The organism is Siccirubricoccus soli, assembly GCF_024178315.1.
Classification (GTDB): domain Bacteria; phylum Pseudomonadota; class Alphaproteobacteria; order Acetobacterales; family Acetobacteraceae; genus Siccirubricoccus; species Siccirubricoccus soli.
Map to the genome: position 1 here is coordinate 1 of NZ_JAMZIK010000130.1, position 2,047 is coordinate 2,047.

1 protein-coding gene and 1 pseudogene are annotated in these 2,047 nt (G+C 71.7%); both read right to left on the reverse strand.

Annotated elements, in window-relative coordinates:
- Positions 1–1,459, reverse strand: a 1,459-nt coding sequence (locus NJ376_RS20135) for a glycoside hydrolase family 55 protein (protein WP_252955085.1), incomplete at its 3' end; no start/stop codon positions are given.
- 13 nt (positions 1,460–1,472) lie between these two features.
- Positions 1,473–2,047: pseudogene (locus tag NJ376_RS20140) on the reverse strand (phage tail protein); the annotation flags it as partial.

Genomic DNA, 2,047 nt, shown 5'->3' on the forward strand with positions numbered 1-2,047 from the left:
CAATGCCGATCTGGGCATAGGCGACCGCCTCCGCCAGCCGCACCGTCATCCGCCGGTTCAGGGAGGCGTCGGCCATCACCGCGCCGCCGGTCCAGGCCTTGGACGGGATGTTCCACTGCATGGTGGTCAGCGAGGCCAGCACGTCACCGGCGATGTTCTCCCGGACGGCCATGCCGGCATCGAAGCAGCGCACAAACAGCCGCCCGCCATCGACGCCACCCACCAGCCAGTGTGCCAGGGCGAACTCCTTGGCCGCGCGGGTGTCCACCACGAAGGCGAAGCCCTTCTGCGCATCCAGCAGCAGCCCCCGGCTGGTCGCCGCGATGCCGTCCAGGCCGTTGAAGGACAGCCCGGCCAGGGTGCTGGCAGAGGTGGTCGAGGTGGCGACCGCGGCCAGACCCTCCACCCCGACCTCGGTGGCGCTGTGCCGGAAGGCAGCGGCGCGCAGGTTCGGCACCGCCCCGAGCAGCCGCAAGTGGCGCGAGGCCGGGGCGCGGTGGCGGTTGAGGACGGCGTTGCCGCAGCGGGTGGCGGTCGCGGTGTAGTCGATGCCAACTTGGTAGGTGTTGGCCCAGGCTACTTCGTACTCGCAGTCCCGTGCCGCCCCGGTGTGGCGGGCGACAATCGGCGAGCAGGCCTCCATCCGCAGCGCCCGGCCGATGATGGCCGAGCCGTTGGTCTCGTTCAGGAAGGGGATCGCCACATTCGGGTCGAGCTGGCGCAGCTCGAAGTTCGGCGCGTCGAAGACGTGCCGGTTGTGGTTCGTGTAGGCCCCCGGCTCGGCCGAGAGGCGAATGCCGAAGCGGTCCAGGGCGGGGTTGATGCCCGTCGCCACCGCGAAGTGCCCGCCATAGTAGCGGACCGAGGTGTTCCAGGCGGTGGCGGTGGCGCAGCGGATGTCGAGGCCGATGCGGTTGTTGAGGAAGCGGTGCAGATAGAGCGTGCTGTCCTCGAAGCCGCGGCCGTCCCCGAGGGTGCGCAGGCCGATGGTGGAGCCCTGTACCAGGCGGACATCGAGTACGCTGGCATCGAGGTTGCGGGCCAGGATGCCGATATCGGCCTCGCTGCTCCAGTCCGACTGGGTCTGCCGCACTACCTGCAGGTGGGCGTAGAGCTTCTCGCCGTTGCGGGTGGTGCCGCCATCACCCAGCGTCAGCACGGTCGCGGGCGCGGTGCCGGTGTAGCGGATCACCCCGCGCATGATCAGGCCGCGGGCGCCGCCCCCGAGCACCACGCCGGCGGAGACGTTCCAGGTGCCGGGCGGGATCACCGCCATCTTGCCGTCGGCCGCGGCGCGGTCGAAGGCGGCCTGGATGGCCGCGCGGTCGTCCGCCACGCCGTCCCCAAGCCCGCCGAAGTCGGCGGGCAGCACCGCCTCGCGGTCGCGCAGGTATTTTCCGAGCTCGGTCTTAGAGATGTGCTGATTCAGCACGAGCAGGTCGTCGATGCGGGCGGCCATGGCTGCCTCCGGATCAGAGGGCGGTAGCAGAGACGGGCCCGGCCAGGGCCGAGACGTTGCCCTCGGCCGAGACGGCGCGCAGCCAGTACCAGCGGGTCTGGCCAGCAGTGAGGCCGGTGCGGTCGAAGAACAGGCTGGTCGGCTCGGCCACGGGCTTCGTGGCCGCGGCCAGGCTGTTCGAGGCAGCCTCGAACACCTGCAGCCGCACAGCATCAGCCGGAAAGCCACCCGAGATGCGGATGCCGCCGGTGATGCCGGTGGCGGTCGGCGTGGTGATGGCGGCCGGGACCAGGGCCTCGCGCCAACCCGACACCGCCCCGCTGCGGGCCACAGCGCGGGCCCGAAAGGCGGTCGGCTCGGCGGTGGGGATCGCGGCTGCGGTGGCGCCCAACCCCGCCCCGTAGCCCTGCCAGGTGGCGACCGAGGCCGGCAGGAACTCGACCTCGTAGCCTGCCAAGTGGGCGCTCGGGACCGCTGCCCAGGACACCGCCAGGCCACCAAAGGCGGGGGTGGTCGGAGCGGTGACGGTGATCGTGGCCGGCGCGGCGATCACGCCCGGGTTGGGCAGCACCACGGAGGGGCTCTCGC